The organism is Flavivirga amylovorans (assembly GCF_030540875.1).
Taxonomy (GTDB): Bacteria; Bacteroidota; Bacteroidia; order Flavobacteriales; family Flavobacteriaceae; genus Flavivirga; species Flavivirga amylovorans.
Window position 1 is genome coordinate 226,153 of the sequence record NZ_JAUOEM010000006.1, and the last position, 26,455, is coordinate 252,607.

Here is a 26,455-nt window from a genome sequence, read left to right on the forward strand (position 1 = left end):
AAAATGAATTTATTATCAGATAGAATTTTAAACATGTCTACGTCTGCTACTCTAGCTATGGCAGCAAAGGCAAGAGAACTTAGAGGTGAAGGAAAAGATATTATTGGTTTAAGCCTTGGGGAACCAGACTTTAATACACCTGATTTTATTAAAGACGCTGCTATTCAAGCTATAAACGACAATTATAATTCTTACTCTCCTGTTGATGGATATGTAGAATTAAAAGAAGCTATTATCACAAAATTTAAACGTGATAACAACTTAACGTATACCTTACCTCAAATAGTCGTTTCAACAGGTGCAAAACAATGTTTAGCAAATATAGCTGCTGTAATGCTAAACAAAGGTGATGAAGTTCTTTTACCTTGTCCTTATTGGGTAAGTTATTCTGATATTGTTAAGTTGAATGATGGCGTTCCTGTAGAGGTTAAAACGTCTATCGAGACCGATTTTAAAATGACACCTGAGCAACTAGAAGCTGCAATTACACCAAACACCAAAATGATGTGGTTTAGCTCTCCTTGTAACCCAAGTGGATCTGTGTATAGCAAAGAAGAATTAAGAGCTCTAGCTGATGTACTGGCTAAATATCCAAACATATATGTTGTTTCTGATGAAATATATGAGCATATTAACTATGGTGAAGGACATGCAAGTATGGCTGAATTTGATGACATGTACGATCGTACAATCACTGTTAACGGTGTCTCTAAAGCCTTTGCAATGACGGGATGGCGTATTGGGTTTATTGGTGCTCCAGAAAAAATAGCACGTGCTTGCAATAAAATGCAAGGTCAAATTACTAGTGGTGCTAACTGTATTGCTCAACAAGCTGTAATTACTGCTCTTAATGCTTCTCCAAGTAAAGTAAAGTATATGATTGATGAATTTAAAGTTCGTCGTGATTTAGTACTTGGTCTTTTAGGAGATATTGAAGGCTTTAACTCAAATACTCCAGAGGGTGCTTTTTATGTATTTCCTGATGTTTCTTATTACTTTGGTAAAACCTTGCGAGGAAAAACAATAAATAATGCCACTGATTTTTCTTTGTATTTATTAGAAGAAGCTCTGGTTGCTACAGTAACTGGCGATGCCTTTGGTAATCCGAATTGTATTCGTATTTCTTATGCTGCATCTCAAGAACAAATTATTGAAGCTATTAAACGAATAAAAGACGTTGTAAGCTAAAAAAGAAAACAAGTTTATATATCAAAAAGCCACCGATTAAATCGGTGGCTTTTTTAATGCTTTAAATAAAAAAATATTAGGACAAAAGTGAGAAACAGCATCAAAAATAGTATGATTTGTTTTATCCTGTTTATTCTGTTTTCTTTGAGAATATTTTTCTTAATTTCTTTTAATTGTTCTGGGGTAGCTTCTGGGAATTCCGCTAATTTAACATTAGAATAACTCCCTGTTAAAGCTCCTTTTTCTCTTCTTTTCAACAAAAGACTTCTATTATTCTTTAAAGAATTATTAGCAGCCATCATTGATCCTTCTCCTCCCATAATTTCTAAGTATTTAAGATGTTTTTGTATTAAGACTTGCTTAACACATTTAAAATGTTTGCAATAAATTGACTGTTCAATAAAAAAGTCTATCGAATTTCAATTCAAAAAAATATAAAAGATTATTTTGAGGTTAGCTCAAAAGATCATCAGTTAACAATCGTAAAAAAACCACTTTATATATATGTAGCCTTTTTCACGAAAATGTTACACTTTTTAAAAATAGAATCTACTTAGGAAAAGATTGTAATGATAATACCAGTAAAAACAGACACTTTTAGAAGCGTTTCTGTGGCTGAAGTGAATCTATATTTGCTATATTTTAAACGTTGCTTAATCCCAAAAAGAGATTGTGACGTTATATGACCTAAATTCTTTCTCGCTAATTTCTTATAATTAGAATTTAATATGCCTTCTGGCTTGGTGTGTGCAATAAAATTTTTAGGTTCAGGTAATGGTTCTAAATCTTGCTCTGTTAATAATAATTCCATAATACTGTTATTCAATTGGTTATATAAAGACGACGTTTGAAACAAAAAATTGTTACATCATAGCTTATTTACAAGCTATTAAAAATCAATTATAAACACCTGTTAAAACTCGCGAATTACAATTTTAAACAACCTACCTAGAGAATGAAAAATACTACAGAAAAAAGCCACTAAAAAACATTAGTGGCTTTCATAACAACCTTTTGCTTAAATAATGGTAATCAATATAATAGCCCTTATTGCCACTTAATAAGCAAAGTACAAATGAATGTTTTTTATTTATGTATTCATTGCGGTTTTTCCACAAATTTTTATTACATTAATAATACTAGAGAAAACAATCTATATTTTTGACTATTGAACTAAACTCAAATACCCTCTAACATGAATACGATAAGCATTAACCTACTTATTATAGAAGACTCTGCTATTATAGCAAATGCTTATAAAAACATACTAAATGAAATAGAAAATGTTACTTTCAATGTAATATTTGCTAAAAATTGCGATGAAGCGATACATAAGATTCAACGAGTTAAAACGCAAATAGTACTTCTAGATCTTCAACTTCCAATTTCGAAGAACGAACGCTTTATTTGCGGGGAAGACTTAGGACTTTTAATAAGAAAAGAATCTCCAGACACAAAAATATTAGTTTTAACATCTATTACTGATCAAGCAAGAATTCAGAATATTATTAATGAAATTCATCCTGAAGGTTTTATGATTAAATCTGATATTGACGGTATCGATTTAAAAAATGCTATTACACATACTTTAAAAGGAAAAGTATATTACAGTAAAACTATTGAAGGTTATACACGTAAAACATATGCAAACAGAATAACTATTGACGATTTTGATAGACAAATATTGTATCATTTATCAATGGGAGAAAAAACTAAAGATTTATCAAACTTCATCCCATTATCTACCAGAGCTATCGAGGTTAGAAAAACCAAACTAAAAACCTTATTAGATACTAAAAACAAAGAAAACTTCAACTTGGTAAAAGAAGCCAAAAAATTAGGTTTTATTTAATTGACAGTATCTTATTCTTATCTGTTACGCCAAAAGAAGGGTGTAAATAAAATAAGTACCGTAAAGAGCTCTAAACGACCAATAAGCATTAAAAAAGATGCCCACCATTGCGCCAAAGGTGGTAATGCTGAATAATTATTTACGGGTCCAAAATCGCCAAGTGCAGGTCCTACATTGCCCAAACTAGAGGCTGCCAAACCTATTGACGATTTAAAATCTATTTCAAACATTGAGAATACCAAAGCCCCTATAATAAACGATAGCATATAAAGAATAAAAAATGCCAAAATGTTAAATACAATATCTCCAGAAATAGCCCTTTTATTATAACGTACAGGCAAAATCGCATTTGGATGTAATGTCCGTTTAAATTCTAAAAAACCATTTTTTATCAATATTAAATGACGAACTACCTTTACTCCTCCAGATGTACTTCCTGCAGATCCTCCTAAAAACATAAGACCAAAAAACAAAACGACTAGGAGCGGTGTCCACATGGTATAATCTGCAGTTACAAAACCTGTAGTTGTAATAATAGCCAACACTTGAAACAAGGAATGCCTAAAGGCACTTTCTGCCTCTCCCCAAACCATAGGATGTGCAATAGACGATGCAGATATGTCTGCTCTAAAATAAATAATAACGGCTGCTATTATTGTAAAAACAGCTATGAACTTGAAATACAATTTAAATTCTTCATCATGAATTATTTTCTGAACTTTTCCCTTAAAAGCGAAGTAACTTAAAACGAAATTTGTACCAGCCAAAAACATAAATAATATTATAATGTACTGAATAATTGGTTCTCCGTTCCAATAGGACACACTAGCATTTTTAGTTGAAAAACCTCCTGTAGACAAGGTACATAACGAATGATTAATAGCGTCAAAAAAAGACATACCTGCTACACTTAACAATAATGTTTCTGCTGCTGTATAGCCAAAATAAATAAGCCATAAACGCTTGGCTGTATCTGTAATTCTAGGATGTAATTTATCAGCACTAGGCCCTGGTGCTTCTGCCGCAAAAAGCTGCATACCTCCAATTCCTAATAAAGGTAATATAGCAATCGCTAAAACGATAATGCCCATACCTCCTATCCAATGTGTTAAACTACGCCAAAACAAAACCCCTTTAGGAACGGCTTCTATATCATTTAAAATAGACGCTCCTGTTGTGGTAAAACCAGACATAGTCTCAAAAAAAGCGTTGGTAAAACTTGGTATACTTCCAGTTAACACATATGGCAAAGTACCAGAAAGCGCCATAATGATCCAACCAAAAGAAACGACAATATACCCTTCTCGTTTATTCATTTCTTTTTCATGACGTCTTGTAAACACCATTGCTAAAAGACCAACTATTAATGTTAATATACCCGATAAGGATAATTGAAATGTTACGCCGTCTTCATAAAGAAAACTAACAAGAGTAGATACTAGCATAAAACCACCATTAAATAGCAGTAATAATCCTAAAAAATGAAAAATTATTTTATAATTTAACTTCATTCTATAAGCTTATATTAACGAAATAATTTTTCAACACCTTTTATTGATTTAAGTAGACTACAAACCACGACACGATCGCCTTCACGAATTTTAAAATCTCCAAGAGCAATAACACCTAATCCATTTCTAATAACTCCTCCAATAATAGCAGACCTTGGAAAATCAATATCTTTAATATGCTTATTACAAATAGCCGAGGTAGGTTTCACTTCAAACTCAAGTAATTCAGCATTCATATTATTAAGCTTTGTCATGGCAACAACCTCTCCTTTTCTTATATACCTAAAGATATTATTTGCTGCAAGTAACTTTTTATTTATTAGTGTTTCAATACCAACGGAATGAGATAATTCGAAATAGTCCATATTCTCAACCAAAGCAACCGTTTTTTTAACGCCTTTTGATTTTGCAACTAAGCAAGACATAATATTTGTTTCAGAATTACCAGCTACAGCTATAAAAGCATCCATTTCACTAATATTCTCTTCATCAAGCAAATCAACATTGCGCCCATCACTATGAATCACTAAAACATTTGGTAAATCGTCTGCAATTTCAAATGCACGCTCTTTATCTTCTTCAAAAAGTTTTACATTAAATCCTTTATCACTTAAATCTCTTGCCGATTTATAACCAATTTGGCTACCGCCCAAAATCATCACATTTTTTATCTCTTTGTTTGATTTCCCAGTTAGTTTGCAAAGTTCTTCCCCTCCTCCTTCTGAAGTGACAAAAACAACATTATCGCCTCTTTTAAACTCTGTATTCCCTCTGGGGATGATTGTATATTGTGTACCAAAACGTTGAATCGCAATAGGAACAAAATGTATTTCTGGAAAAATTTTGGCAGCCTCCTTAACCGTTTTGCCAACAAATGAGGCCGACCTCGATAATGTTAAACCAACCATAGTAAGTGCACCTCCTTCAAACTCATAAGTATCATTAAAAGACGATTGCTTTAAAGATACTTTTATTTCTGCCGCAGCTAAAGCTTCTGGAGAAATCAACTCATCAATACCAAACTTGGTAAAGCCTACTTCATCTTTATACGTTATAAATTCAGTATTAGAAATTCTGGCAATGGTTCGTTTGGCTCCTAATTGTTTGGCTAACACACATACTGTGATATTAGTTGTTTCAATAGCCGTAACAGCAATAAAGAGATCGCAATTATTTACGCGGGCTTCTTTTAAAATAGAGATTGATGTTGTATCGCCTTTAATAACTTTAATATCCAAATGGGTATCAGCATAAGCTAAACTCTCTTTGTCTATATCTATTAATGTTATTTCTTGAGACTCGTAAGACAGCAATTTTGCTAAATGAAATCCAACTTCACCAGCACCAGCAATGATTATTTTCATTATTCAATTATCATATAAAGTAGAGCAAATATACTATAAAATACATATTGCCACATGAGATATTATAAATATAATATTTGCTATCCTATTGGTTAATGCTTTTCTAAAAGTTTATATTTGCCAAAAAAAACACAACATTGTCAAAAATTAAACCCTACAAAAACAGTGATTTAGGAAAGAAAGAGCAAGTCACCAAGATGTTTGATACTATTTCTGGAGATTACGATGGTTTAAACCGCGTTATTTCTTTTGGCATAGATATTAAATGGCGAAAAAAAGTAGTAAAGATTGTTAAAGAAAGCACCCCAGATACTATTTTAGATATTGCTACAGGTACTGGAGATTTGGCTATTAATCTAGCTGAAACCAATGCCACAAAAATTGTTGGCTTAGATATTAGTAGTGGCATGCTAGAAGTTGGAAAAGAAAAGATTGAGAAAAAATCTTTAGAGTCTAAAATAGAAATGGTTTTAGGCGATAGTGAGAATATGCCTTTTGAAGATAATTCTTTTGATGCTATTACCGTAGCCTTTGGTGTTAGGAATTTTGAAACTCTGGAAAATGGTTTAAAAGAAATCTTTAGAGTCTTAAAACCAAATGGAACGTTTGTAATACTAGAAACATCTATTCCTTCTAAAACACCATATAAACAAGGCTATAAGTTTTATACAAAACACATTTTACCCCTTATAGGAAAACTATTTTCAAAAGACAGAAGTGCTTATAAATATTTATGCGAATCTGCCTCTGTTTTTCCTTATGGTGAAGATTTAAACAATATTTTACGTAAAATTGGGTTTATTAATGTTGAAGATTTTCCACAAACGTTTGGTGTGGCAACAATTTATAAATCATCAAAGTAATAATATGAAGCGGTTTTTTGCATTACTATCATTTTTATTTATCATACAAACATCTAATGCACAACTTTTTAGCAAAGAGAAAGTGACATATGATGCAAACCAAGGAAGAGGGTCTACTGACAACAGATTGTTACGCTGGGGGTACTTTTTAGGAATCAATAGTTATGATTTTAATTTTGACTATAAAGATGATTTACGTGATATTTATGTAAAAAAGAGTCCTGGCTTTAGTGTTGGTTTAATTGGAAACTTACGTGTTAATAGTTTTATTGATTTACGTTTTGAGCCTGGTTTACTAATTACCACAAGAGATTTATACTATAGTCAAACATATTTTACGGGTACAACTTTTAAAAGTTCAGATTTAATTAGACAAGTTAAATCAACCTATGTACACTTGCCATTTTTGGTGAAAATTTCCACCAAACGCATCAACAACTTCAAACCTTTTATTGTTGGTGGGTTTTCAACTGCTTTAAACCTATCTAGTAACCAAGATAACCCAGAAGATAATAGTAATGGGCAATTTAGAACTAAAAAAAATTCCTTGTTTTATGAACTTGGATTTGGTATAGACCTATATTTATACAACTTTAAATTTACGCCTTCTATTCGCGGGCTTTTTGGGATTGGCGACGAACTAGTTAGAGATAAAGACCCTAATAGCCCTTGGACTAGTAATGTTGCTAGTATGAAAACTAGAGGGGTATTTGTTAATTTTACATTTCAGTAAAAAACAGTACTCAGTCGCAATCAACAGTTTTTAGTTGGCAAACTTACTTACAACTTTATATCTTTAAAATAAAAGTGAGTTTTCTAAAATATATCGTAACTACGTTTTTTATATCGAAGAAAGAAATAGTCTATTAATACTTTATCTGTTAACTATAACCGAATACTGAGACAGACTGTAAACTAAAATTACCCTCTCCTAAACTCACTTAACAAAATAGCAGTTGCCGTAGCAACATTTAAACTTTCGGTAGCTTGTAAATCACCAAACCTAGGAATAGAAACCTTTCTCTTTATAAGCGCTTCAATGTCTTCTGAAACACCATTAGCTTCATTCCCCATAACTAAAACCCCATCATCTGGTAAACTTGTATTATAAACGGTCTCGCCCTCCATAAAAGCGCCATAAATTGGTAAACTTGTTTCGTTTAAAAACAATTCTAAGTCCACATAGCTAATGTTCACCCTGGTAATAGACCCCATAGTTGCTTGTATGACTTTTGGGTTGAAACAATCTACCGTTTCTTTACTACAAACCAAATCCTTAATACCAAACCAATCGCAAAGTCTAATAATGGTCCCTAGATTTCCTGGATCTCTAACAGTATCTAATGCTAAAACAAGTCCGTTTTGTACAATTGATTTTTCTTCTGGAATTTTAAAAATTGCTAGCGCTATATTAGGGGTGGTTAAAAAACTTATTCGATTTAATTCTGCCTCAGTAACTAAAATTTCATCTTTGGCATCAATATTGAAAGATTCCGTCGTATATAAGGCATGAAGTATTAATTTAGATTGTAATAGTTCTTTTATTGTTTTAACACCTTCAACAACAAAAAAGCCGTGTTTTAGTCTATATTTTTTCTGCTTTAAACTCGTTATTAATTTTATATGACTTTTAGAGAGCATGTAATCTACATTAACGTAATATTTATTTTATAAAGAAATGAAAAATACCGTTGTTTCAAACTAAAATTGTTTAAATATTTTTTCAAAATAAACACCAAAGACAAAAAAATTAGAATGTTCTATCCAACCTCTGAAAAAAAATAAAAATAAACACTTGAAAAAATGTACTTTTGGGCTCATGACTAACAATATTATATTTCTTTATTTAAAATCAATTTGGAAAACTATAACTTGAATTAATTTCATTTGAAAAAACAGCTCTCGAAAATATTAATCTTCTTGATATTAACAGGATACATTTTGTCTTGTGATAGTGTAAAAAGAGTTGCCGAAAATGAACATTTACTTACTAATACTGCTGTAGTAGTAAATGAAAGAAAAGATAATACAGAGACTATAAACAATTTATTGTATCAAAAGCCTAATAGAAAAATTGCAGGCATTCCGTTACGTTTACACATTTACAATTTAGCTCGTAATAATCGAGATTCCCTGTTCGAAGCATGGTTAGATGCAACTCCTAAACGTAGAGCTCGTTTGACCAAAAAATTATCAAAAAAGCAATTAAATCGATTGAAAAACTCTTCTATGGGATTTAATAATTGGCTGCGTAAAACAGGTGAAGCCCCTGTAATTGTAAATGAAGAAAAAACTAAAAAGTCTGTAAAACGTCTTCAAGATTATTATATAAATAATGGTTGGTTTGATGTTGAAACAACTTATAACACAAAAAAGAGTGAAGACAAGCGTGCAAGTATTAAATATCATGTTGAAACTGGTCATCCTTTCATAATTGATACTATTTCAGAAAAAGTAAAGTCGCCAGTAATAGATTCTTTATACCAAAACATTAAAAGAAACGCCTTAATAAAATCAAACGAGCAATACAAAACCACTAATTTTGAACAAGAGCGTGATAGAATCTCTAATGAATTACGTAATTCTGGTGTATTTCATTTTGATCAGGATTATATCACCTTCGAAATAGATACGGTAGGTACTAATAAAAAAGTGAACGTTGGAATTCAAATTCAAGATAGAGCTATTAGAACACAAGACTCTATAAGACGTGAACCCTTTAAAATATTCAAAATTAAAGATGTAAACATTATTACAGATTACACCTTTGAAAACAGAGGAAAACCGTTTCAAGATTCAATAACGTATAATGGCTATAAACTTTATAGCTATAACAAACTACGTTACAGACCAGAAGCCCTTACAGATGCTATATTTATAAGCCCTGGTGCTGTTTTTAAAGATTTAGATAGAACGCGTACATATAGACATCTAAATGAATTACGCACCTTTAAATACCCTAACATTCAATATATTGAGAACCCCGACAATACCCTTACGGATACTATTAGATTAACGCCTTTAAAAAAGTTTAGTTTAGGATTTAGTGCCGATGCTTCGCAAAGTAATATTCAAACAGTTGGTTTTTCATTAAACCCAAGCTTATTAATTAGAAATATTTTTAGAGGAGCAGAAACACTTGAAGTCTCTGTAATTGGATCCATAGGAGCGTCTAAAGATAAAAATAATATAGACGATCCATTCTTCGATATTAATGAAATGGGGCTTGATTTGAAATTAACAATCCCTAGATTGTTTTCTCCTTTTAACACCGAGAGCATCATTCCTAAGTACATGTCTCCGTCTACACGAATGAGTCTATCTGCAACCAGCCAGACTAATATAGGTTTAGACAAACAAACTTTTAGCGGTACCTTTAATTATAATTGGTATCCTAATAAAAAAGTAAGTAATCGATTAGATTTATTTAATGCGCAGTACGTTAAAAATCTTAATGTAAATAACTATTTTGGGATATATCAAAGTTCTTTAACATCTTTGGAACAGATTGCAAGAGCAGTTAATTATATAGACTCAGGTGACAACTTAGATTTCCCTGAAGAAACAGATGCTTTTTTAGATTATGCTTTAAACCCAGAAACTCCTAGCGAGATTTCAAATGATCAATTAGCAACAATTAATAGTATTGGAGAACGCAAAAACAGGTTGACAGAAGATAATTTAATTCTTTCTTCCAGTTTTAGTTTTATTAATGACGAGCGTACTAATTTATTTGATGATGATTTTTCAATCTTTCGTTTCAAACTAGAATTAGCAGGGAACTTATTAACAAGTACCTCCAAATTATTAGGTTTAAAGAAAAACAGTGATAATCGTTACGAAATTTTTAATGTAGCATATTCTCAATATGTAAAAACCGAATTCGATTATACAAAACATTGGGATTTAGGGAAAAAAAATGTGCTAGCAATGAGAAGCTTTTTAGGCATTGCGATACCTTACGGAAACTCTACCAGTATACCTTTTTCAAAAAGTTTCTTTGCAGGAGGCCCCAACGATAACCGTGCTTGGACTGCTTACAGCTTAGGCCCTGGAAGTTCGGAAACTTTTAATGAGTTTAATGAGGCCAATTTAAAAATAGCTTTAAATGTAGAACAACGCTTCAATATATTTGAAGATTTAAATGGAGCCATTTTTGTTGATGCTGGAAATATCTGGAATGTATTAGATAATGTAGAAGACGACAGTGCTACACTTACAAGTGCTAATTCTTTGAAAGATATTGCTATTGGTTCTGGTTTTGGTTTGCGTTACGATTTTAGCTTTTTTGTTTTTCGTTTCGATATTGGTTTTAAAACATACGATCCTTCTTACAGAGAACAAAACAGGTGGTTTAACGATTATAACTTTTCAAATGCTGTTTATAATATAGGTATTAACTACCCTTTTTAAACCTGATTTTAATTATGAACTCATTTAGACTTTTTGGATTTAAGCGAAAATTAGAAGTTTTTGGCTATGTTGAAGACTTTTTTGAGTTGCATAGCAGAGCTACGGAAGGAAAAAAAGACAAAAACAGAGCTAAAAACAGCCATTTTTTAGCAAATTGAAAAAGTATAAATGAGTTCTGTATATACTATAACGTTTTAGTCCTTTTTAGTGTTTTCAAACAACTAAATCACGTCTATTTATTCAAAAAATGATTACTTTTGACATCAATTAATCACTAATCAAATTATTTAAAATGGGACACAATATTAAACCAGGAGTTGCTACAGGCAATGAAGTACAAGCAATTTTTAAACTTGCAAAAGAAAAAGGATTTGCTTTACCAGCTGTTAATGTAATAGGTTCGGACACAATTAATGGTGTTTTAGAAACTGCAGCAGCTTTAAATGCTCCCGTAATTATACAATTTTCTAATGGTGGCGCTCAATTTAATGCTGGAAAAGGCTTAAGTAACGAAGGTCAAAAATCAGCAATAGCTGGTGCAATAGCTGGTGCAAAACATGTACACACGATGTCTGAAGCATACGGTGTTCCAGTTATTTTACATACAGACCACTGTGCAAAAAAACTATTACCTTGGATTGATGGTTTATTAGATGCTAGTGAAAAGCATTACGCAGAAACTGGAAAATCACTTTTTAGTTCGCATATGATCGACCTTTCTGAAGAACCAATTGAAGAAAATATTGAAATATGTAAAACCTATTTAGAACGCATGAGCAAAATGGGTATGACATTAGAAATAGAACTTGGAATTACTGGTGGTGAAGAAGATGGTGTAGATAACAGTGATGTAGATGATTCTAAATTATACACACAACCAGAAGAAGTAGCTTATGCTTATGAAGAATTAAGTAAAGTGAGTGATCAATTCACTATTGCAGCTGCTTTTGGTAATGTACACGGTGTTTACAAACCAGGGAATGTAAAATTAACTCCAAAAATCTTAAAAAACTCTCAAGAATATATTAGTAAAAAATATAATGTTGAAGAAAATCATATTGATTTTGTTTTCCATGGTGGTTCTGGTTCAACAGTTGAAGAAATTCGTGAAGGTATCAGCTACGGTGTTATAAAAATGAATATTGATACAGATTTACAATATGCTTTCATGAGCGGTATTCGTGATTATATGGGAGATAAATCCGAATACCTAAAGGCTCAAATAGGAAATCCTGACGGAGATGATGTTCCAAATAAAAAATTCTATGACCCACGCGTATGGTTACGTGCTGGTGAAGTTACTTTTGTTGAACGTCTAAAAAAGGCTTTTGAAGATTTAAACAATGTAAACACCTTATAATCATAGGTAAATTTACTACAATAATGTTTACTAAAGACTCTGTATTTTGCAGAGTCTTTTTTACTTATACACCTATAAAACAACTAATTACAGTTATTGAATTAAAAAATCATTAGGGTGTTTCCACAAAATTAAAAAAAGGTTTAATTTTGTGGCCAGGCTTTTGGCTGTCGCTTCCCATTTAAAAATTAAGGGAGCTTTAACAAACGCTTCAAATACAAAATATTAACGATTTCATATTTAACAAAATTAAAGGACGAATAATCCTTAACATGAGTAACGCTTAATTAAGATTAAAAATCTAACAACCGTTAATCTAAAACTGTAAATCACTATGTCTTGGTTTAAAAGAAAAACAAAAGGAATTACAACAACTACAGAAGAGAAAAAAGACACGCCTAAAGGTCTTTGGTATAAATCTCCCACTGGTAAAGTTGTTGATGCAGAAGAATTAGAAAAAAACTTCTACGTAAGTCCAGAAGACGGCTATCATGTACGTATTGGAAGCAAAGAATATTTCGAAATATTATTTGACGATAACAAGTTTAAAGAATTAGATGCTAATTTAGAATCTAAAGATCCACTTAAATTTACTGATACAAAAAAATACCCTGAACGCCTAAAAGCTGCTCAGGATAAAACGAATTTAAAAGACGCTGTTCGAACAGCTGTTGGAAAATCTAAAGGAAAAGATTTAGTAGTTGCTTGTATGGATTTTGCCTTTATCGGTGGATCTATGGGAAGTGTTGTAGGTGAAAAAATTGCACGTGCTGCAGATTATTCATTAAAGAAAAAAATTCCTTTAATGGTAATATCTAAATCTGGTGGTGCTAGAATGATGGAAGCTGCATTATCTTTAATGCAATTGGCTAAAACATCTGTAAAATTAGCTCAATTAGCAGAAGCACAAATTCCATACATTTCTTTATGTACAGACCCAACTACTGGTGGTACAACTGCTTCATTCGCTATGTTGGGAGATATTAACATTAGTGAACCCGGTGCTTTAATTGGATTTGCTGGCCCACGGATTGTAAGAGATACTACAGGTAAAGAATTACCAGAAGGTTTTCAGACTTCAGAATTTTTATTAGAACATGGTTTCTTAGATTTTATAACAGTAAGAAAGGAGTTGAAAAACCAGGTAAATAAATACCTTGATTTAATAACGAATCAGCCTTTAAGAGTATAAAACAAAAGAAGGAAAACAAGCTTTCTCCTCTTTCTATAATTATAGAAAAGCCTTATCAAATAATTTTGATAAGGCTTTTTTTGTTTTAAATAATCTGCTAAGTCTTGTAATAACTAAGATTTCTCTCCTTATCATTAATCACTTTATAGCAATGACACCAAAAAATAACAAACTGGTCATTAAAAACAATTAATACTTCTCTAACCAACCAAAGTGCTTATCGATTAACGCTTGTTTGTTTGTATTAATATGCTCTATCAATTTTTTGGAGATATTAGACATATTCTTTGAGCTTAACCAAACCAAATTCCAAGTAGTAATAATTGGAAGTCCTTTTACTGGAATAATCTGTAATTCGCCAATACTAATAGCATTCTTTATACCGATTAAAGGCATAATAGAGTACCCTAAACCAGAAATAACAGCTTGTTTTAATGCTTCATTAGAGGTTAATTCCATTTTTTTATACGTAGATATTTTTCTAGAATCTATAAATTTTTCCATTGCCAATCGAGTAGCAGACCCTTGTTCTCTATATATAAGTGGTAATTTTTGAAACTCAGTTTTAGATAAATATTTCCCTTTATGCTTATAATCCTTCCCACCTACCATAAACAATTCGTTTTTCATAAGCTCAATTCTATTCATTTTAAGTTTTTTAGGGAGCGTTGAAACCATAGCAAAATCTACTTCATTATTCTCCAAAGCCCTAACAACATTTGCTTTATTAGTAACATCCATAATTAAGTCTACCCCCCTATTTTCATTAATAAAATCTGAGATAAAATATGGCATTACATATTTAGCGGTAGATACAATAGCTATTTTTAATTTTCCGGCAAGTTCACCTTGAAAGGATAATGCTTTGTAATCTATAGCTTTTACCTCTTCCATTATTTTTTTTGCAGCACGTCCTACCTCCTCTCCAAACTCAGTTATATATATTCTCCTCCCAACAACCTCAAAAAGAGGAATTTTAAATTGTTCTTGAAACTTTTTTAGCTGAATTGAGACAGCTGGCTGGGTAAGATAAAGTGCTTCAGAAGCTCTTGTAACACTTTGTAATTCAGATATTTTAAGAAAAACCTCTAACTGGTGCAATGTATAATTCATAAATATAGTTTATATATTGTATAATAAATATAAATAAAAATAAATGAATAAAAAAATTAAACTTTGCATCAAACATAAAAAACAATGAAAGAAAAATTATTAAATAGTATTAAAAGATTACATCAAAAATCAGCCGCTCTTAATGACATCATTATTGCATTAATTTATGCAACTATCGTTTCACTGTCAATAATAAACAACTATTTATTTCTAGAAGAGATATTGCTGTGCGGTTTAATTATTGGAATGACTCTATTAAGTGCAAAAGACAGATACACTAACAAATAACAGTTACAATATAATCTTTTATGGATTTACACTTACTAATAGACAACCTTACTAATCCTGCATTACTTTTTTTCTTTCTAGGTATCATTGCGGTCCAATTAAAGAGTGATCTCAAAATACCAGAAAATTCATCGAAGTTCATATCACTTTATTTATTACTAGCTATAGGCTTTAAAGGAGGGCAGGAATTATCTCATAGCGAGTTTAACATGGAAATTATTTGGTCCTTATTATTTGGTATTTTTTTAGCAGTTGCTGTCCCTGTCTACACATACTTTATACTAAGAAAAAAGTTCAGCATTGAAAATGCTGGTGCAATAGCTGCATCATACGGATCAGTTAGCGCAGTAACTTTTGTGACCGCAATATCTTTTTTAGAAATAGAGCAAATCCCCTTTAGTGGTCACATGGTTGCTGTTATGGCTCTAATGGAAGCCCCTTCTATTATGGTTGGCCTTTTTCTAATTATGATTTTTAAAGGAAGTAAAAGAAAATCCGATGTTCCTTTAAAAACAACACTACGTCATGCTTTATTTAATGGTAGTGTCTTACTTATAATTGGAAGTTTAATGATTGGTTTTTTAGCTAATGATGCTCAAGCTCAAGGGATCAAACCATTTACTACAGATATTTTCAAAGGATTTCTGGCTGTTTTTTTACTAGATATGGGAATTACCAGCGGAAAAAAACTTTCAGAGTTCATTAAAAAAGGCAAATTTGCTCTACTATTCGCCATCATTATACCAATTATAAATGGTTTACTAGTTGCTGTTATGAGTGGTGCATTTATTTCTGATATAGGTAACAGATTATTATTTGCAATTCTTGCGGCTAGCGCTTCATATATTGCAGTACCAGCTGCAATGAAAATAGCAGCACCTAAAGCAAGTCCCAGCCTATATATACCGATGGCACTAGCCATCACATTCCCTTTTAATATAACCTTGGGAATGCCTTTATACTTATACACTATTCAAAGTTTTAATTAAAAATAAATTTAAAAATCACATTATGGAAACAAGCCTAAAAACATCAATTGATTCAAAACTAGAACAAAAAATTAAACTTATTGATGGCAACTTTACCCCATCAGAAGCAGCAGATATAATAAATAACATTCTAGATGTGAAAATAAACTTTCACAAAATACAAAGGCTATCTCGTACTGAAGGAGACATAAATGATGCATGCGAATATGATAGCGGTAGAATCGTTGAACTTATTGATTCAAAACATGATGCAAAATCATTTTTAACCGATGCCAGATTACATGGTAAAAAATTAAAAATAAAAAGTACCGTAACAATAACAGTAGAAGATTGATTAGTAGCAGTTAGTTTTTTTGAGTTTAGTTAGTCTGAAAAGCCCATCAAGTTACTTTTTGATGGGCTTTTTAATTATTCTTGCTTTCCCGTTACCCTAGCTTAGTCGAATCATATAAACCTGTTAAAAACATAATAGTGACTTAATCCTTTTCTTTATAATAGATTATCTTGCAAATCATTAAAAATTACTATATTTGCCGCTCGAAAGAGAAACTTTCGTTTACATAACAATTATTTACAATAATATTAGCATGTATTTAGATCAAAAAGAAAAAGAAGCCATCTTTAAAAAACACGGTAAAGATGCAAAAAACACAGGTTCTGCAGAAGGGCAAATTGCATTATTCACTTACAGAATCAATCACTTAACAGAACATTTAAAAAATAATCGTAAAGATTTTAACACAGAGCGTTCATTAGTGAAATTAGTAGGAAAGCGTCGTGCTTTACTAGATTACTTAACTAAGAAAGATATCTTAAGATATCGTGCCATAGTAAAAGAATTAGGATTAAGAAAATAATTAAAAGAGAGGCTTTTCAGCCTCTTTTTTGTTTTTACGCTATTATACTTATGGACTAAAAAGTCAAGTAATACGTAAATAATATAACTCTAGCGTGAGAGTATAAATCATGTATTTTATGATTAAGCAGATCCTGAAACAATTTCGGGATATATAGTTTTTCATTGGTCAAACACAACACTACAACAACACAACGACCATTGTTTAATTAGAATTAAAAAATTTATGATTCCAAAAGTTTTTAGAGAGGTCATAGACCTAGGTGACGGTAGAGAAATTTCTATCGAAACTGGAAAATTAGCAAAACAAGCGCATGGTAGCGTTGTAGTGCAATCAGGAAATTGTATGCTTTTGTGTACAGTTGTTTCCAATTACAAACAAGCAGACGTTGATTTCTTACCATTAACGGTTGATTATAGAGAAAAATTTGCTGCGGCCGGACGTTATCCAGGAGGTTTCTTTAAAAGAGAAGCAAGACCTAGTGATGGCGAAGTTTTAACAATGCGTCTTGTAGACCGTGTTTTACGTCCGTTGTTCCCTAAAGATTATCACAGTGAGACACAAGTGATGATTCAGTTAATGTCTCATGATGATGATGTTATGCCAGATGCTATGGCTGGATTAGCGGCTTCTGCTGCGATTCAATTATCAGATTTTCCTTTTGAATGTGCCATTTCTGAAGCTAGAGTTGGTCGTGTAAACGGTGAATTTGTTATCAACCCAACTAGAACTCAGTTAGAAGAATCTGACATCGATATGATGATTGGCGCTTCTGCAGACTCAGTAATGATGGTTGAAGGAGAAATGGATGAGATTTCTGAAGAAGAAATGACTGAAGCTATCAAGTTTGCGCATGAAGCAATAAAAGTACAATGTGCTGCTCAAGTTGCATTAGCTGAAGCATTCGGAAAAAAAGAAGTTCGTGAATACGAACCAGAAAGAGAAGATGAAGATTTAGCAAAGAAAATTCATGATATGGCATACGATAAAGTGTATGCTGTTGCAAAAGCAGGTTCTGCTAAACATGAAAGAGGAGCTTCATTTGCTGAGATTAAAGAAGAAATAAAAGCAACCTTCTCTGAAGAAGAACTAGAAGATGTTGGTGGTTTAATTTCTAAATATTATAGCAAAGCTGAAAAAGCAGCAGTTAGAGATTTAACTTTAAACGAAGGTTTACGTTTAGATGGTCGTAAGACTGATGAAATCAGACCTATTTGGTGTGAGATAGATTATTTACCATCTACACATGGTTCTGCAATCTTTACTCGTGGAGAAACTCAAGCATTAGCGACAGTTACTTTAGGAACATCTAGAGAAGCTAACCAAATAGACATGCCTTCTTTTGAAGGTGAAGAACGTTTCTATTTACACTATAACTTCCCTCCTTTTTCAACGGGTGAAGCTAGACCAATTCGTGGCACGTCTCGTCGTGAAGTAGGACACGGTAACTTAGCACAACGTGCTTTAAAAGGAATGGTTCCAGAAGACTGTCCTTATACCGTTCGTGTTGTAAGTGAGGTATTAGAAAGTAACGGTTCGTCTTCTATGGCAACAGTATGTTCTGGTACAATGGCTCTTATGGATGCTGGTGTACAACTTAAAAAACCTGTTTCTGGTATTGCTATGGGATTAATCTCTGATGCAGATTCTGGAAAGTACGCTGTATTATCTGATATTTTAGGTGATGAAGATCACTTAGGTGATATGGATTTTAAAGTTACTGGTACAGCAGATGGAATAACAGCTTGCCAAATGGATATTAAAGTGAAAGGATTATCGTATGAAATCCTTGTGAATGCTTTAAAACAAGCTCGTGAAGGTCGTTTACATATTTTAGGTAAATTGACTGATACGATCTCTGCTCCTGCTCAAGATGTGAAACCACACTCTCCAAAAATGATTACCAGAAGAATTCCTAACGAATTTATTGGTGCTTTAATTGGCCCTGGTGGAAAAGTCATTCAAGAATTACAAAAAGAAACTGGAACAACAATCGTTATTAATGAAGACCCTGTTACTGAAGAAGGTATTGTTGAAGTTTTAGGTGTTGGTAACGAAGGTATTGATGCTGTTTTAGCAAAAATAGATTCTTTATTATTTAAACCAGAAGTGGGTAGCGTTTACGAAGTGAAAGTTATTAAAATGCTTGATTTTGGTGCTGTTGTAGAATATATGGATGCGCCTGGTAATGAAGTATTATTGCACGTAAGTGAATTAGCTTGGGAACGTACAGAAAATGTATCTGACGTTGTAAACATGGGAGACGTTTTTGATGTGAAGTATTTTGGAGTTGATTCCAGAACACGTAAAGAAAAAGTATCTCGTAAAGCTATTTTACCAAAGCCAGAAGGTTATGTAGCAAGACCACCAAGAGAAAGTAATGGTCGTGATAACAGAGGACGTGATAATAGAGGTAGAGACAATCGTGGACGTGATAACCGTCGCGATGACAGAAAACCTAGAGAAGATAAGAAAGAAGATTAATATCTTTTAAATCTATAAGTTCAAACCCTCTCAAATTTAGTTTTGGGAGGGTTTTTTATGTTTCTAAACAGCCTTTTCAAAATTCATAGGCTATTAAGATGGTATAATTAGCGTTGCCGTTAAATCTAATTTTGATGTAGACACGATAAAGCTAAGCTTCTTTACCAAAGACTAGAAAATCCAGATTAATTTTTCAAATTATTTTAGAATTCTTACCTCAATTTGTCGTAACAGATTTAAGTTTTTTTATATCATTCTACAGCTATTTAAAAGCAGTTCTTTTTGAACTTATCTTGACTAAAATTTTAACAACCTACTCCATTTTAGACACTAATCACAATTACTTTCTTAAATAAATATTAAAAAAAGTCTGAAACGATTTTTACTACGTAAAAGGTTTAAAGCTTATAATCAAAATAAAAACTTATGAAAATCAAAAAGATAGTTTCTAAACTATTAAAGCCATTAAAAAATCACATTTTTCATGCGCCTCAATCTACCATTATTAGTAAATATCTATCGTCGCTAAAAAAATCAGACATTTGGGGTCTTTTGGTTTTAACATGTACTTTTTTACTTATGATTGATGCTGTTTATTTAGGCTTTGTTTTAAAGGAAGATTACATACAATTTAATATAGAACGCATGAGTTCTACATTAGGATTTTCATTTATGATAGCCTCTATCTCCTTCTTAGTATTTAAAGGCAGTTTTTTTATTTATAACTTATATCATTATTTTAAATACAAACATATTGCATCTGTATCTAATGACGAATTACCAACCTGTACAGTCATCGTTCCTGCATATAATGAAGGCAAGCAAGTTTGGGACACTTTAATGAGTTTAATAAATAGTGATTACCCTAAAGAGAAGTTGCAATTACTAGCTATTGACGATGGAAGCGTAGATGATACTTGGGAATGGATGCTAGATGCTAAAAAACAATTAGGAGACCGTTTGGAAATTTACCAACAACCTAAAAACAAAGGGAAACGTCATGCTTTATATAGAGGTTTTAATCAAGGAAATGGAGACATTTTTGTTACTGTAGATAGCGATTCTATTGTAAAGTCAGACACACTAAGAAATTTAGTGAGTCCATTCGTTACAAATAAAAAGTGTGGAGCGGTAGCAGGAAACATTCGTGTGCTAAATAAAGAAACATCTTTATTACCTAAAATGTTAGATGTAAGCTTTGTTTTGAGTTTCGAATTTGTACGTTCAGCAGAAAGTAATTTAAATTCTGTTTTATGTACTCCCGGAGCCTTAGCTGCATACAGAAGTGAAGCTGTTTTTGCCTGTCTTCCAGAATGGATCAATCAAACTTTTATGGGACAACTTTCAGATATTGGAGAAGATAGAGCCATGACAAACATGATTTTGAAACAGGGCTATAGCGTCTTATTCCAACGAAATGCTTACGCATATACCAACGTACCAGAAAAATATAGTGGTTTGTATAAAATGTTTATCAGATGGGGAAGAAGTAATGTTCGTGAAAATATTGAAATGTCAAAATACGTATTTAAAAATTTTAGAAAAGGACCAAAAACAGCTCCACGGCTTCTTTTTTTAAGTCAATCATTAAAAATAATAATGGCATATCCTTTCTTATTGTTTATGCTATTTTTTGTGACTACCCATCCCATTTTATTTTTGAGTTCTACATTTTTAAGTATACTAATATTATCAACGTTTTCTGTAATATTCTATGCAAACAGGTATAAAACCAAAGAATCTTTTTGGGCCTACACTTACAGTATTTTATACACATTTGGTTTGTTTTGGATTACACCTTATGCCATAGTAACAGCCAATAAAAGAGGCTGGTTAACGCGTAGTTTACCTGAAAAGAAATAATTTAAAGGCTATAAACTTTCAAACAATCAACTCGAGTTTCCAATAATTTAGATTATATGCTTGATTTGGAAAGCCATCACAAACAGTATTAATTTCAACGTTAGTTTGACATATTAAAACCTAATTTACAGTAATTTCAATGTAGAAATGGTATTACAGTTCATAATCTGTATAACCTCTATCTCCATACAAAGCACTTTCAGCTGGTAAATCATGAGTACATGCGCTGAAAATATCATCTACTATACAATAGCCCCTATAACTTTGTACTGGAGCATTTTTGAGTTGGTGCTTTGTTTTGCAACTCTAAAAAGTCTAAATGAGTTCTATTATTGAGGTGAATCAGGTAATATTTGCGGAGCATCTATATAATAAGGGCCTTTCCAATCAGACGGCAATACGTTTACATTTTGATTAGTTATGGTTTTATAATCTCCTGTACTGGTATTTCCTCTTTCTATAAGATTGCGTCCTCCAAAAACAGTTTCTACCTGGAAGTCAAATTTGAAAACATTATTTTCAACAATAACATCATGTACACCTTCTTCGCTTATTGAATTTTGAGGATCGAATGTAATAGACCACGGGTTTTTTTGAGCAGAACCATCTCCCAATGTATTATTAGCAACTACTATCCAACGACTAGCACTATTCATACTGTCTTTTGCTAAGATTTCGTCCTCCTTTAATAATATACCGCCACTATGTAGTTTAATATTATGATGGGCAGAACCTGCATTATAGAATAAATTATGACCAATAAATGTATTTACTGCATATCTAGGCCTTATATTATGCTGTGCGGGATTTGCTAACTCGGTACCTAACATATTAAACCCATTTGATAATACCCAAGAGTTAAAACTAGTAGTGGGTGCTGTATTTGTTGATTCATACATAAAAATATTTGAAGGGTATCGCATACTTTGTGATTCGTTTGCCGTACCATTCAAGACATAATACTCAACAGTAGTCCCTACATAAAAACTAGTGTTAGTTCCTCTAATAATATAAATATCTTCAGAAGTATTAGGAAGGTTTATAGCTTGTGAATTTAAATCTGAAACGACTACACGAGCGGCCCAATCTGATGTGGATGGTTTACCTCTTTCTATGTTTACCTCGTCTATAATAGGGTCTGCATTTGTTCCATTTTTGCCTATTTGTATATCCTGAACTTTTTTAAGGTTTATTGGACCAAATGAAGTGAAATCTTGACCAGACATTAATAGGTAACGTTTTCCAGATTCCCATACAGGCCAAAAAGTTTGATCTGTTAGTAAAAGAGCGTCTTCTGGAGCTTCAGAAACATGCGAATTTGTACTTATTACAACGGTATTTTCTTCAATATATACTTTATCAGGGTCTGTTACTGTAATTTCAACAAATGCGTCATTAAAATTTCCTTCACTATCCTGAGCTCTTACTTTTACTGTATAAAATCCTGCAGACTCAAAAACATGAGAAGCAATTGGACCTCCGATTTGCGAGTTTTTGGATTTGTTACTATGTTTCCATACGCCACTAGCTTCGTCGTTGAATGTAAAATGATATGCTAATTCCCTAAAGGTATTGACATCTTTATTTTCGTGAGTCGTTTCTATGGCACTAAATTGAATAGCTAAAGGAGCTGGTCCACTAGTTCTACTGGCTTTTAATACTGTTGATATAACACTCTCATTGTCAATGCTTGAGTCAGGGTCGTCTACTTGGGAACCATCATCAGAACTACAGGCAGTCACTATTATAATGCATATTGCAGCAAGCCATACAAATAAATTTTTCATAGTATTTTTATTGATTGGGGGTTTAATTTCAAATATAGTAAAAGTGTAAGATTCACTATACTTTTTTTACTTTATATTCAAAATATGTTTTTTATACAATATTTTGAAAAACAGGTATTGCTTGAATGTGATGATTTTAGCTTCTTCATATTAATTTAATTTTTTTATTTCAGAATTGAGATATAATTCATTAAATCTATTTATGTAATTCATAAAATATATAAATAAAAATATATGAATTATAATATAGATATTTGTTTATCTATAAATAGTACAAAAATAAAAGTTATGAAAACGAATTTTTTTCTTTTAATTGGAGTGTTAGTATTATGCTCTAATTGTGCAGTAATAAAACCTGGTGAAGCTGGGGTAAAACAGACATTAGGTAAATTTTCAAATGAAGTATCAACTCAAGGGACTGTATTTTATAACCCTTTTATAAGCAAAGTGATTAAAGAATCTACACAAACCAAAAATATAAAACTTATTTTGACTTTACCTAGTAAAGAAGGGCTTAGCGTAAATTCTGAAATCTCTATTTTATACCGTTTAGTACAAAACAAGATTCCTTCTGTGTTAGAGAATTTAGGACAAGGGTATGAATCTATAATTACTAGTGTGTTTAGATCAGCCTCTTCCGATGTTTGCGCGCAATTTTACGCTAAGGATATGCATTCTGGAATGCGAGCAAAAATAGAAGAGGAAATTAAAAATAAAATGGAAATAAATCTTAAAAAGCAAGCAGACGGAATAGAACTCATTGCTGTTTTAATGAAACGTATACAATTACCCAAAGGTTTAGCCAATTCTATAGAGCGAAAATTACAGGCAGAACAAGATGCCATGCGAATGGAGTTTGTATTACAGCAAGCAACGCTAGAAGCCGAAAGAAAAGTAATAAATGCCAAAGGAGAACGAGATGCCCAAAAAATACTTTCTGAAGGATTAACACAGGAAATTATTAAAATTAGAAGCATAGAGGCTTTCAATAAATTAGCTGAATCAACTAATAGTAAAATAATTATTACTGATGGAAAAACACCTCTATTGATTAATTCGGATGAGTAAGCGAAATATACATTAAGATATAATATAAACTGTATAAAAAATGTTCGTATTATGAAAGACTTAATAGAAAAAGCTTTAGAATTTGATAAAAGGAAAGTGAGCAAGATGACCACAAGCGATCGAGTTTCAGCATCAAGAGAAGCAAAATCGTTAATACTTAGTATTAATGAGCTCTATAAAAAAAATAAGGATCCATACCTGATGCATATTATGAAACTGCTAACTAAGAAAAAACATAAGATTGAAAGAAGGCTAAAAGGAGGTTTATCGATTACATAAAATAGTATATGGTGGTTATGCCATTTTATATGCCTCTATAATAATCTAAAATTTTCACTCGTAATAAATTACTCGTATTTGATTCAAGTTTAGCTCAGCACTATTCATATTATTTTTACTGGTAATATACTCTACAATGTTTGATACCACCTTTATTGTATTGTACTTCGTTAACACGAAAATATTCTTTAAAAGCGGTTTTTGCAAGTTTCCATGCATATTGACTGTTCAATATTTGTATCTAGCGAAGTGAAAATTGTGCTTTAGAAAAGGATGAAAAGAATCTCTATATAATTTTGTTTTGTCAGTTGATTCAAAATAAGGTTTTAAATTATAATAAACCTTGTTTTGTTGCTTAACTATGCTTTTAAATTAGTTATTTTACACGAACAATTAACATTAAAGTGTATATTATATTTTAATTAAGAGCGTTAAGCTACATATGTTCCAAATTTTAGTAATTCAACAATACAGTTTAGGTAGTCAGATCATTCTCGGTATTTTCTTTGTGGCCATGGGGTATATATTTATAAACTATGGTATGAAAATGATAGAAATGGGCTACGTGCTTAAATACAAACGACCATTATATAATCATTTTTATCTTCGTTTAAGACGTTTAAATAAAAATCAAAAAGCTGTTTTAAGAAATCAATTTTCCTTTTATAAAAAACTCACAACCCAAGAGAAAAAGTATTTTGAACATCGAGTAGCATCCTTTATAAAAGATAAAGATTTTATTGGCAGAGATGGCATCGTAATTAACGATGAAATAAAAGTTTTAATAGCGTCTACCGCTGTAATGCTAACGTTTGGTTTTCGTGATTTTTATATTGGGATTATTTCAAAAATAGTCATATATCCTGGAAACTATTATTCTAATATAAATAAGGCATATCATAAGGGGGAATTTAATCCTAGGTTTAAAACTCTGGTATTATCCTGGGAAGACTTTGTAAAAGGTTTCGATAATGAAAGTGATAATTTGAATTTAGGAATCCATGAGATTACACATGCAATTCATATTAATAGTATGAAGGAACGGGATGTAAGCTCCATTATTTTTAGTGATTCTTTTAAAGAATTATCTGCTTTATTCTCTAAAAACGAATTACTACGTGATGAATTACAAGCGTCTGATTATTTTAGAAAATATGCCTACACAAATCAATTTGAGTTTTTAGCGGTTACTATTGAGAATTTTATAGAAACACCTCAAGAATTTAGATCTCAGTTTCCAGAAATTTATAGTAAAATAAAGCAGATGCTTAATTTTAAAGTTAAGGGGTATTAGTTTTTAGAATATTTATTTCCTCTTGTAATGCTTTAATTTTATCATATAAAGGTTTTGTTACTTCTTCAATTTGCTCTATCGTAAAACGGCGTCGGATATGCTGTCTGCAATTAACATCCCAGGCTTCAACCGTAAAAATGATAGCTCTTTCAGATTTAGCATTATAGTTTTCATCAGATAATGAATTGATTAACTCCTTATCATTTTCAATAATTTCAGCTGTTCCCCAAATTTTGATTCTGGTTTGGTTGGAATAATCCATTAGAAAAATATAAGCTTTATTATTCTCGCTAAGGTTTCCTATTGAAATATATTGCTTATTTCCAGAGAAATCTGCAAAAGCTAACCGTTTATTATCTAATACTTTTAAAAAACCTTTAGGCCCGCCTCTGTGCTGTATATATGGTTGATTGTTATTATTAGAGGTTGCGAAATAAAAAGAATCCATATTTTGTAGTATGTGGAATAAATTCGAATTGATCTCATGTTGCCATCCTCCGGATAGTTCCATACGTTCATAAGATTTTCGTGAGCCATATTTTTCCTGAAGTTCTTTTACTGCTGGTGTAAATGCAATATCGCTGGTATGTTTCATGGTCATAACTGTTATAAAAAAGGTGAAAAAGTCTGATTTTTTGTCTGTTCGAGCGCAGTCGAGAACTAAAATACTTCGTTAAATATGAAGGTTTC

The 26,455-nt window shown here is 31.7% G+C and carries 25 protein-coding genes; 17 read left to right on the top strand and 8 right to left on the bottom strand.

Translation table 11 applies throughout. From position 1 onward, the window contains the following. Nucleotides 1-3: 3 nt before the first annotated feature. The gene (locus tag Q4Q39_RS17055) at nt 4-1,188 is read left to right on the top strand and encodes a pyridoxal phosphate-dependent aminotransferase (RefSeq protein ID WP_303283765.1); all 1,185 of its coding nucleotides are present in this window, start codon (nt 4-6) and stop codon (nt 1,186-1,188) included. Nucleotides 1,189-1,241: 53 nt separating this feature from the next. On the opposite strand, the gene Q4Q39_RS17060 is transcribed toward Q4Q39_RS17055, so the two are convergent. Continuing rightward, nucleotides 1,242-1,508, bottom strand: coding sequence for a hypothetical protein (locus Q4Q39_RS17060; protein ID WP_303283766.1), 267 nt, complete (start codon nt 1,506-1,508; stop codon nt 1,242-1,244). A 233-nt stretch (nt 1,509-1,741) separates the two neighbouring features. Continuing rightward, a complete protein-coding gene (locus Q4Q39_RS17065; RefSeq protein WP_303283767.1) occupies nt 1,742-1,999 on the bottom strand; it encodes a hypothetical protein in 258 nt (85 codons plus the stop codon). Nucleotides 2,000-2,383: 384 nt separating this feature from the next. Here Q4Q39_RS17065 and Q4Q39_RS17070 point away from each other — a divergent pair, with 384 nt between their 5' ends. Then, on the top strand, nt 2,384-3,040 hold the full coding sequence (locus Q4Q39_RS17070) for a response regulator (protein ID WP_303283768.1): 657 nt from the start codon (nt 2,384-2,386) through the stop codon (nt 3,038-3,040). 17 nt (nt 3,041-3,057) lie between these two features. On the opposite strand, the gene Q4Q39_RS17075 is transcribed toward Q4Q39_RS17070, so the two are convergent. Next, a complete protein-coding gene (locus Q4Q39_RS17075; RefSeq protein WP_303283769.1) occupies nt 3,058-4,551 on the bottom strand; it encodes a TrkH family potassium uptake protein in 1,494 nt (497 codons plus the stop codon). A gap of 14 nt (nt 4,552-4,565) precedes the next feature. Continuing rightward, complete coding sequence (gene trkA / locus Q4Q39_RS17080; RefSeq protein ID WP_303283770.1) at nt 4,566-5,915, bottom strand: Trk system potassium transporter TrkA; 1,350 nt, start codon at nt 5,913-5,915, stop codon at nt 4,566-4,568. A 137-nt stretch (nt 5,916-6,052) separates the two neighbouring features. Here trkA and ubiE point away from each other — a divergent pair, with 137 nt between their 5' ends. Both ubiE and porT read left to right on the top strand, forming a co-directional pair. After that, nucleotides 6,053-6,778: a bifunctional demethylmenaquinone methyltransferase/2-methoxy-6-polyprenyl-1,4-benzoquinol methylase UbiE gene (gene ubiE / locus Q4Q39_RS17085; protein WP_303283771.1), complete on the top strand. Its 726-nt coding sequence runs from the start codon at nt 6,053-6,055 to the stop codon at nt 6,776-6,778. Between the two features lie 4 nt (nt 6,779-6,782). After that, entirely contained in the window at nt 6,783-7,511 is a 729-nt protein-coding gene (gene porT, locus Q4Q39_RS17090; RefSeq protein WP_303283772.1) for a type IX secretion/gliding motility protein PorT/SprT, read from the top strand. Between the two features lie 188 nt (nt 7,512-7,699). Here porT and Q4Q39_RS17095 read toward each other — a convergent pair whose 3' ends face one another. Beyond that, the gene (locus Q4Q39_RS17095; protein ID WP_303283774.1) at nt 7,700-8,419 is read right to left on the bottom strand and encodes a TrmH family RNA methyltransferase; all 720 of its coding nucleotides are present in this window, start codon (nt 8,417-8,419) and stop codon (nt 7,700-7,702) included. Between the two features lie 279 nt (nt 8,420-8,698). On the opposite strand from Q4Q39_RS17095, the gene tamL reads away from it, so the two are divergent. The 4 genes from tamL to accD all read left to right on the top strand — a co-directional run bounded on the left by tamL (nt 8,699) and on the right by accD (nt 13,743). Next, nucleotides 8,699-11,191 carry a translocation and assembly module lipoprotein TamL gene (gene tamL, locus Q4Q39_RS17100; RefSeq protein ID WP_345075620.1) on the top strand — a complete coding sequence of 831 codons (2,493 nt, stop codon included), beginning with the start codon at nt 8,699-8,701 and terminating at the stop codon, nt 11,189-11,191. Between the two features lie 14 nt (nt 11,192-11,205). Continuing rightward, on the top strand, nt 11,206-11,349 hold the full coding sequence (locus Q4Q39_RS17105) for a hypothetical protein (protein WP_303283776.1): 144 nt from the start codon (nt 11,206-11,208) through the stop codon (nt 11,347-11,349). 134 nt (nt 11,350-11,483) lie between these two features. Next, entirely contained in the window at nt 11,484-12,551 is a 1,068-nt protein-coding gene (fbaA, locus tag Q4Q39_RS17110) for a class II fructose-bisphosphate aldolase (protein WP_303283777.1), read from the top strand. Between the two features lie 334 nt (nt 12,552-12,885). Continuing rightward, nucleotides 12,886-13,743, top strand: a complete 858-nt coding sequence (gene accD / locus Q4Q39_RS17115) for an acetyl-CoA carboxylase, carboxyltransferase subunit beta (RefSeq protein WP_303283778.1) — start codon at nt 12,886-12,888, stop codon at nt 13,741-13,743. 189 nt (nt 13,744-13,932) lie between these two features. On the opposite strand, the gene Q4Q39_RS17120 is transcribed toward accD, so the two are convergent. Further along, on the bottom strand, nt 13,933-14,856 hold the full coding sequence (locus Q4Q39_RS17120; RefSeq protein ID WP_303283779.1) for a LysR family transcriptional regulator: 924 nt from the start codon (nt 14,854-14,856) through the stop codon (nt 13,933-13,935). A gap of 84 nt (nt 14,857-14,940) precedes the next feature. Between Q4Q39_RS17120 and Q4Q39_RS17125 the strand changes: the two genes are divergently transcribed. From Q4Q39_RS17125 to Q4Q39_RS17150, 6 genes are all read left to right on the top strand, one after another. Next, nucleotides 14,941-15,144, top strand: a complete 204-nt coding sequence (locus Q4Q39_RS17125; RefSeq protein ID WP_303283780.1) for a hypothetical protein — start codon at nt 14,941-14,943, stop codon at nt 15,142-15,144. A gap of 20 nt (nt 15,145-15,164) precedes the next feature. Continuing rightward, nucleotides 15,165-16,133 (top strand): sodium-dependent bicarbonate transport family permease, encoded by a 969-nt coding sequence (locus tag Q4Q39_RS17130; protein WP_303283781.1) that lies wholly within the window; start codon nt 15,165-15,167, stop codon nt 16,131-16,133. 22 nt (nt 16,134-16,155) lie between these two features. Continuing rightward, on the top strand, nt 16,156-16,467 hold the full coding sequence (locus tag Q4Q39_RS17135) for a hypothetical protein (protein WP_303283782.1): 312 nt from the start codon (nt 16,156-16,158) through the stop codon (nt 16,465-16,467). A 253-nt stretch (nt 16,468-16,720) separates the two neighbouring features. Continuing rightward, nucleotides 16,721-16,990, top strand: coding sequence for a 30S ribosomal protein S15 (gene rpsO / locus Q4Q39_RS17140; RefSeq protein ID WP_303278477.1), 270 nt, complete (start codon nt 16,721-16,723; stop codon nt 16,988-16,990). Between the two features lie 225 nt (nt 16,991-17,215). Then, entirely contained in the window at nt 17,216-19,474 is a 2,259-nt protein-coding gene (locus tag Q4Q39_RS17145) for a polyribonucleotide nucleotidyltransferase (RefSeq protein WP_303283783.1), read from the top strand. 426 nt (nt 19,475-19,900) lie between these two features. Continuing rightward, nucleotides 19,901-21,337, top strand: a complete 1,437-nt coding sequence (locus tag Q4Q39_RS17150) for a glycosyltransferase family 2 protein (RefSeq protein ID WP_303283784.1) — start codon at nt 19,901-19,903, stop codon at nt 21,335-21,337. A gap of 329 nt (nt 21,338-21,666) precedes the next feature. Here Q4Q39_RS17150 and Q4Q39_RS17155 read toward each other — a convergent pair whose 3' ends face one another. Then, on the bottom strand, nt 21,667-23,124 hold the full coding sequence (locus tag Q4Q39_RS17155; RefSeq protein WP_303283785.1) for a PKD domain-containing protein: 1,458 nt from the start codon (nt 23,122-23,124) through the stop codon (nt 21,667-21,669). Nucleotides 23,125-23,412: 288 nt separating this feature from the next. Here Q4Q39_RS17155 and Q4Q39_RS17160 point away from each other — a divergent pair, with 288 nt between their 5' ends. The 3 genes from Q4Q39_RS17160 to Q4Q39_RS17170 all read left to right on the top strand — a co-directional run bounded on the left by Q4Q39_RS17160 (nt 23,413) and on the right by Q4Q39_RS17170 (nt 25,765). Next, on the top strand, nt 23,413-24,192 hold the full coding sequence (locus tag Q4Q39_RS17160; RefSeq protein WP_303283786.1) for a prohibitin family protein: 780 nt from the start codon (nt 23,413-23,415) through the stop codon (nt 24,190-24,192). Nucleotides 24,193-24,243: 51 nt separating this feature from the next. Beyond that, nucleotides 24,244-24,471 carry a hypothetical protein gene (locus tag Q4Q39_RS17165; RefSeq protein WP_303283787.1) on the top strand — a complete coding sequence of 76 codons (228 nt, stop codon included), beginning with the start codon at nt 24,244-24,246 and terminating at the stop codon, nt 24,469-24,471. 442 nt (nt 24,472-24,913) lie between these two features. Then, nucleotides 24,914-25,765, top strand: coding sequence for a zinc-dependent peptidase (locus Q4Q39_RS17170; protein WP_303283788.1), 852 nt, complete (start codon nt 24,914-24,916; stop codon nt 25,763-25,765). Here Q4Q39_RS17170 and Q4Q39_RS17175 read toward each other — a convergent pair. After that, nucleotides 25,752-26,360, bottom strand: a complete 609-nt coding sequence (locus Q4Q39_RS17175; protein WP_303283789.1) for a pyridoxamine 5'-phosphate oxidase family protein — start codon at nt 26,358-26,360, stop codon at nt 25,752-25,754. The genes Q4Q39_RS17170 and Q4Q39_RS17175 overlap by 14 nt on opposite strands. Nucleotides 26,361-26,455: the final 95 nt, after the last annotated feature.

Excerpts from the sequence above, each read along its gene's own strand:
- Q4Q39_RS17130 (WP_303283781.1), top strand. The coding sequence starts at position 15,165 with ATGGATTTACACTTACTAATAGACAACCTTACTAATCCTGCATTACTT.
- Q4Q39_RS17145 (WP_303283783.1), top strand. The coding sequence starts at position 17,216 with ATGATTCCAAAAGTTTTTAGAGAGGTCATAGACCTAGGTGACGGTAGA.
- Q4Q39_RS17155 (WP_303283785.1), bottom strand. The coding sequence starts at position 23,124 with ATGAAAAATTTATTTGTATGGCTTGCTGCAATATGCATTATAATAGTG.
- accD (WP_303283778.1), top strand. The coding sequence starts at position 12,886 with ATGTCTTGGTTTAAAAGAAAAACAAAAGGAATTACAACAACTACAGAA.
- Q4Q39_RS17135 (WP_303283782.1), top strand. The coding sequence starts at position 16,156 with ATGGAAACAAGCCTAAAAACATCAATTGATTCAAAACTAGAACAAAAA.
- Q4Q39_RS17065 (WP_303283767.1), bottom strand. The coding sequence starts at position 1,999 with ATGGAATTATTATTAACAGAGCAAGATTTAGAACCATTACCTGAACCT.
- rpsO (WP_303278477.1), top strand. The coding sequence starts at position 16,721 with ATGTATTTAGATCAAAAAGAAAAAGAAGCCATCTTTAAAAAACACGGT.
- Q4Q39_RS17075 (WP_303283769.1), bottom strand. The coding sequence starts at position 4,551 with ATGAAGTTAAATTATAAAATAATTTTTCATTTTTTAGGATTATTACTG.
- porT (WP_303283772.1), top strand. The coding sequence starts at position 6,783 with ATGAAGCGGTTTTTTGCATTACTATCATTTTTATTTATCATACAAACA.
- Q4Q39_RS17160 (WP_303283786.1), top strand. The coding sequence starts at position 23,413 with ATGAAAACGAATTTTTTTCTTTTAATTGGAGTGTTAGTATTATGCTCT.
- Q4Q39_RS17095 (WP_303283774.1), bottom strand. The coding sequence starts at position 8,419 with ATGCTCTCTAAAAGTCATATAAAATTAATAACGAGTTTAAAGCAGAAA.
- Q4Q39_RS17170 (WP_303283788.1), top strand. The coding sequence starts at position 24,914 with ATGTTCCAAATTTTAGTAATTCAACAATACAGTTTAGGTAGTCAGATC.
- trkA (WP_303283770.1), bottom strand. The coding sequence starts at position 5,915 with ATGAAAATAATCATTGCTGGTGCTGGTGAAGTTGGATTTCATTTAGCA.
- Q4Q39_RS17055 (WP_303283765.1), top strand. The coding sequence starts at position 4 with ATGAATTTATTATCAGATAGAATTTTAAACATGTCTACGTCTGCTACT.
- Q4Q39_RS17175 (WP_303283789.1), bottom strand. The coding sequence starts at position 26,360 with ATGAAACATACCAGCGATATTGCATTTACACCAGCAGTAAAAGAACTT.
- Q4Q39_RS17150 (WP_303283784.1), top strand. The coding sequence starts at position 19,901 with ATGAAAATCAAAAAGATAGTTTCTAAACTATTAAAGCCATTAAAAAAT.
- Q4Q39_RS17105 (WP_303283776.1), top strand. The coding sequence starts at position 11,206 with ATGAACTCATTTAGACTTTTTGGATTTAAGCGAAAATTAGAAGTTTTT.
- Q4Q39_RS17070 (WP_303283768.1), top strand. The coding sequence starts at position 2,384 with ATGAATACGATAAGCATTAACCTACTTATTATAGAAGACTCTGCTATT.
- Q4Q39_RS17125 (WP_303283780.1), top strand. The coding sequence starts at position 14,941 with ATGAAAGAAAAATTATTAAATAGTATTAAAAGATTACATCAAAAATCA.
- Q4Q39_RS17165 (WP_303283787.1), top strand. The coding sequence starts at position 24,244 with ATGAAAGACTTAATAGAAAAAGCTTTAGAATTTGATAAAAGGAAAGTG.
- Q4Q39_RS17060 (WP_303283766.1), bottom strand. The coding sequence starts at position 1,508 with ATGGGAGGAGAAGGATCAATGATGGCTGCTAATAATTCTTTAAAGAAT.
- fbaA (WP_303283777.1), top strand. The coding sequence starts at position 11,484 with ATGGGACACAATATTAAACCAGGAGTTGCTACAGGCAATGAAGTACAA.
- Q4Q39_RS17120 (WP_303283779.1), bottom strand. The coding sequence starts at position 14,856 with ATGAATTATACATTGCACCAGTTAGAGGTTTTTCTTAAAATATCTGAA.